The organism is Aurantibrevibacter litoralis (genome assembly GCF_034651555.1).
GTDB lineage: Bacteria > Bacteroidota > Bacteroidia > Flavobacteriales > Flavobacteriaceae > Aurantibrevibacter > Aurantibrevibacter litoralis.
This window is the reverse complement of the sequence record NZ_JAYEEQ010000041.1, coordinates 1-5,537: the sequence shown is the minus strand read 5'-3', so window position 1 is coordinate 5,537 and position 5,537 is coordinate 1. Positions and strand designations below refer to the sequence as shown.

Here is a 5,537-nt window from a genome sequence, read left to right as displayed (position 1 = left end):
GACCCTGCTGAGCGCTATCAGATTATTTTGTGTGCTGATGTGATACAACAAAAAAAGCCCTTCATATTGCTATGAAGGGCTTCTTGAAAAAAGGCGGCGACCTACTCTCCCACCTAGTGGCAGTACCATCGGCGCTGACGGGCTTAACTTCCCTGTTCGGAATGGTAAGGGGTGGACCCCGTCGCCATGACCACCCTAAATTGTACGTCTGTAACCCGCCATAGAAGGACTGGGCACTACAGACGATACTTACCCATAGGTAAGCATAATATCGTTGACACAAAAGGACAGAACGCCACCGGCGATTACGAACAGTTTATAAAAAATAGGTTGAGTATAAAGTTCAGGCGCAAGCCTACGGGCTATTAGTACCACTCGGCTACATACATTGCTGCACTTATACCTATGGCCTATCAACGTGGTCATCTCCCACGGCCCTTTAAAGAAATCCCATCTTGTGGTGGGTTTCGCGCTTATATGCTTTCAGCGCTTATCCCGTCCCGACTTAGCTACCCAGCAATGCTCCTGGCGGAACAACTGGTGCACCAGCGGTCGGTCCGGCCCGGTCCTCTCGTACTAGGGCCAGCGCCACGCAAATTTCTAACGCCCGCAGTAGATAGAGACCGAACTGTCTCACGACGTTCTGAACCCAGCTCGCGTGCCACTTTAATGGGCGAACAGCCCAACCCTTGGGACCTTCTCCAGCCCCAGGATGTGACGAGCCGACATCGAGGTGCCAAACCCCCCCGTCGATATGAGCTCTTGGGGGAGATCAGCCTGTTATCCCCGGCGTACCTTTTATCCTTTGAGCGATGGCCCTTCCATGCGGAACCACCGGATCACTATGCTCTACTTTCGTACCTGATCGACCTGTATGTCTCTCAGTCAAGCGCCCTTGTGCCATTGCACTCTACGCACGGTTACCAAGCGTGCTGAGGGCACCTTTAGAAGCCTCCGTTACTCTTTTGGAGGCGACCACCCCAGTCAAACTACCCACCACGCACTGTTCCCTAATATAAGGGTTAGGCCCCGGACAAACGAAGGCTGGTATTTCAACAATGGCTCCAGAATACCTGACGATACCCCTTCAAAGCCTCCCAGCTATCCTACACATCGGTTGCCCAAGGTCAATACGAAGCTATAGTAAAGGTGCACGGGGTCTTTTCGTCCCACTGCGGGTAACCGGCATCTTCACCGATACTACAATTTCACCGAGCTCATGGTTGAGACAGTGTCCAGATCGTTACACCATTCGTGCAGGTCGGAACTTACCCGACAAGGAATTTCGCTACCTTAGGACCGTTATAGTTACGGCCGCCGTTTACTGGGGCTTCAATTCAATGCTTCTCCTTGCGAATGACATCTCCTCTTAACCTTCCAGCACCGGGCAGGTGTCAGGCCCTATACTTCATCTCTCGATTTTGCAGAGCCCTGTGTTTTTGATAAACAGTCGCCTGGACCTCTTCACTGCGGCCCCGCCAATGGCGGGGCGACCCTTCTCCCGAAGTTACGGGTCGATTTTGCCTAGTTCCTTAACCATGAATCTCTCGAGCGCCTTAGAATGCTCATCCCGACCACCTGTGTCGGTTTGCGGTACGGGCTGCCTCGCTCGCTTTTCTAGGGGAATGCTACTCTGGATTATCGCCGTGGCCGAAGCCTTAGCGTACTATCTCCGCCTCCCGGCGGATTCAACGTACTATTCCGTCAGTACGCACCAAATCCACATCCCCGTCACTTTTAGCGCGGGCAGGTACCGGAATATTAACCGGTTGTCCATCCACTACCCCTTTCGGGTTCGCGTTAGGCCCCGACTGACCCCCAGCTGATTAGCATAGCTGGGGAAACCTTGGTCTTTCGGCGTGCGGGTTTCTCGCCCGCATTATCGTTACTTATGCCTACATTTTCGTTTCCATGCGCTCCAACAGACCTCGCAGGCCATCTTCAACGCACATGGAATGCTCCCCTACCCCTCATAATAATATGAAGTCACAGCTTCGGTGATATGCTTATGCCCGATTATTATCCATGCGGAACCGCTCGACCAGTGAGCTGTTACGCACTCTTTAAATGAATGGCTGCTTCCAAGCCAACATCCTGGCTGTCTGGGCAGTTCCACCGCGTTAGTTCAACTTAGCATATACTTGGGGACCTTAGCTGGTGATCTGGGTTCTTTCCCTCTCGGACATGGACCTTAGCACCCATGCCCTCACTGCTGATCTCTATTTTATAGCATTCGGAGTTTGTCAGGAATTGGTAGGCGGTGAAGCCCCCGCATCCAATCAGTAGCTCTACCTCTATAAAACATAATCAACGCTGCACCTAAATGCATTTCGGGGAGTACGAGCTATTTCCGAGTTTGATTGGCCTTTCACCCCTACCCACAGGTCATCCCAAGACTTTTCAACGTCAACGGGTTCGGTCCTCCACTGTGTGTTACCACAGCTTCAACCTGCCCATGGGTAGATCACACGGTTTCGCGTCTACTACTACCGACTTATCTCTCGATATGCGCCCTATTCAGACTCGCTTTCGCTGCGGCTCCGTCCCTGAAGGACTTAACCTTGCCGGTAAAAGTAACTCGTAGGCTCATTATGCAAAAGGCACGCCGTCACCCGCCAATGGCAGGCTCCGACCGCTTGTAAGCGCATGGTTTCAGGATCTATTTCACTCCGTTGTTCACGGTTCTTTTCACCTTTCCCTCACGGTACTGGTTCACTATCGGTCTCTCAGGAGTATTTAGTCTTGGCGGATGGTCCCGCCAGATTCACACAGGGTTTCACGTGCCCCGCGCTACTCAGGATACCACTATACTTTACTTCTATTACCCGTACGGGACTATCACCCTATTCTGTTAAGATTTCCAACTTATTCCGGTTCTATACGCAAGTAATATCGTGGTCCTACAACCCCACTATTGCCGAAACAACAACGGTTTGGACTAATCCGATTTCGCTCGCCACTACTCTCGGAATCACTTTTGTTTTCTCCTCCTCCGGCTACTTAGATGTTTCAGTTCACCGGGTTTGCTTCCGCCTTACGGCGGATGACATATCTTCAATATGCCGGGTTGCCCCATTCGGATACCTGCGGATCAATTCGTGTGTGCCGATCCCCGCAGCTTTTCGCAGCTTATCGCGTCCTTCTTCGCCTCTGAGAGCCTAGGCATCCCCCATGCGCCCTTTTTTAGCTTGTCGCCTTGCTCTATATTCTATCAATCATAAACCATAAAGCCTATGAAAAATGTACTCTTTACTTTTTGTTCGTGTTTCTTCAGTGTACGACAAGATTTATATCTTGTACGCACCCTGTCCCAATATGTCAATGAACGTTTATTCAGATAGCAGTATCAGTATTCAGTTAGCAGTAAAACTGCTTCCTGTAAACTGTGACTGTTTACCGATTTTGTGGAGAATATCGGAGTCGAACCGATGACCTCCTGCGTGCAAGGCAGGCGCTCTAGCCAGCTGAGCTAATCCCCCAGTTAGTTGATCGTTGTTCGTTGTCCGTTGATAGCAAAACCACCAACCATCAACCAAGAACCAACAACTAGTGTATCTCAACTTCTAAAATTTCCTATTTCAATATTTTAATCAATGAACGTTGTAAAGCGTTATTGGTTGACCGTTGATCGTTGACCGTTGTTGGTTGATCGTTGACCGTTGATCGTTGTTGGTTGATCGTTGATCGTTGACCGTTGACCGCTTCACTCTTTAACTCCAAAACTACAAACCCTTTTACTCCCCCTTCGGGGGCTGGGGGGCTCTTTGTAGTCCCAGGCAGACTTACTTCGACTGCGCTCAGCACAGGCTTCTCGTCTTGCCTTGTCCTACTTCGTAGTCCCAGGCAGACTCGAACTGCCGACCTCTACATTATCAGTGTAGCGCTCTAACCAGCTGAGCTATGGGACTCACTATAGTTTTCTTATATATCTTATAATTATAAAAACAGAAACCGAAACAATAAGCTTTAAATAATTCAATAGCCTTTGGTAAATCTCTAGAAAGGAGGTGTTCCAGCCGCACCTTCCGGTACGGCTACCTTGTTACGACTTAGCCCTAGTTACCAATCTTGCCCTAGGCCGCTCCTCGCGGTGACGGACTTCAGGCACTCCCGGCTTCCATGGCTTGACGGGCGGTGTGTACAAGGCCCGGGAACGTATTCACCGGATCATGGCTGATATCCGATTACTAGCGATTCCAGCTTCACGGGGTCGAGTTGCAGACCCCGATCCGAACTGTGACCGGTTTTATAGATTCGCTCTGCTTTGCAACATGGCTGCTCTCTGTACCGGCCATTGTAGCACGTGTGTGGCCCAGGACGTAAGGGCCGTGATGATTTGACGTCATCCCCACCTTCCTCGCGGTTTGCACCGGCAGTCCCGTTAGAGTCCCCATCTTTACATGCTGGCAACTAACGGCAGGGGTTGCGCTCGTTATAGGACTTAACCTGACACCTCACGGCACGAGCTGACGACAACCATGCAGCACCTTGTAATCTGCCCGAAGGAGGCTCTATCTCTAAAGCTGTCAGACTACATTTAAGCCCTGGTAAGGTTCCTCGCGTATCATCGAATTAAACCACATGCTCCACCGCTTGTGCGGGCCCCCGTCAATTCCTTTGAGTTTCAGCCTTGCGGCCGTACTCCCCAGGTGGGATACTTATCACTTTCGCTTGGCCACCGAAAAACCCATTGGTCTCCCGACAGCTAGTATCCATCGTTTACGGCGTGGACTACCAGGGTATCTAATCCTGTTCGCTACCCACGCTTTCGTCCATCAGCGTCAGTGAATGGTTAGTGACCTGCCTTCGCAATCGGTATTCTATGTGATATCTATGCATTTCACCGCTACACCACATATTCTAGCCACTTCACCAGTACTCAAGACCACCAGTATCAAAGGCAATTCTACGGTTGAGCCGCAGACTTTCACCCCTGACTTAATGGCCCGCCTACGGACCCTTTAAACCCAATAATTCCGGATAACGCTCGGATCCTCCGTATTACCGCGGCTGCTGGCACGGAGTTAGCCGATCCTTATTCTTACGGTACCGTCAGAGAGCCACACGTGACTCTTGTTCTTCCCGTACAAAAGCAGTTTACAACCCATAGGGCAGTCTTCCTGCACGCGGCATGGCTGGATCAGGCTCTCGCCCATTGTCCAATATTCCTCACTGCTGCCTCCCGTAGGAGTCTGGTCCGTGTCTCAGTACCAGTGTGGGGGATCCCCCTCTCAGGGCCCCTACCCATCGTAGCCATGGTAAGCCGTTACCTTACCATCTAGCTAATGGGACGCATAGTCATCTCTTACCGTAACCTTTAATATTTACATGATGCCACATAAATATAACATAGGGTATTAATCCAAATTTCTCTGGGCTATCCCCTAGTAAGAGGCAGATTCTATACGCGTTGCGCACCCGTGCGCCGGTCGTCAGCATCCGAAGACCTGTTACCCCTCGACTTGCATGTGTTAGGCCTGCCGCTAGCGTTCATCCTGAGCCAGGATCAAACTCTTCATCGTTAATTCTTAAATAAT

General features: G+C 50.7%; 2 tRNA genes and 3 rRNA genes. All 5 read right to left on the bottom strand.

Going from position 1 to position 5,537, the window contains the following annotated elements:
* Positions 1-88 precede the first annotated feature (88 nt).
* Positions 89-198: ribosomal RNA gene (gene rrf / locus U1E44_RS16585) — 5S ribosomal RNA — on the bottom strand.
* Positions 199-345: 147 nt separating this feature from the next.
* Positions 346-3,195 (bottom strand): 23S ribosomal RNA (locus U1E44_RS16580).
* Between the two features lie 210 nt (positions 3,196-3,405).
* A tRNA-Ala gene (locus tag U1E44_RS16575) sits at positions 3,406-3,479 on the bottom strand.
* A gap of 355 nt (positions 3,480-3,834) precedes the next feature.
* A tRNA-Ile gene (locus tag U1E44_RS16570) sits at positions 3,835-3,908 on the bottom strand.
* 92 nt (positions 3,909-4,000) lie between these two features.
* Positions 4,001-5,522: ribosomal RNA gene (locus U1E44_RS16565) — 16S ribosomal RNA — on the bottom strand.
* Together the 16S, 23S and 5S rRNA genes with 2 tRNA genes alongside form the textbook arrangement of a ribosomal RNA operon.
* Positions 5,523-5,537 lie beyond the last annotated feature (15 nt).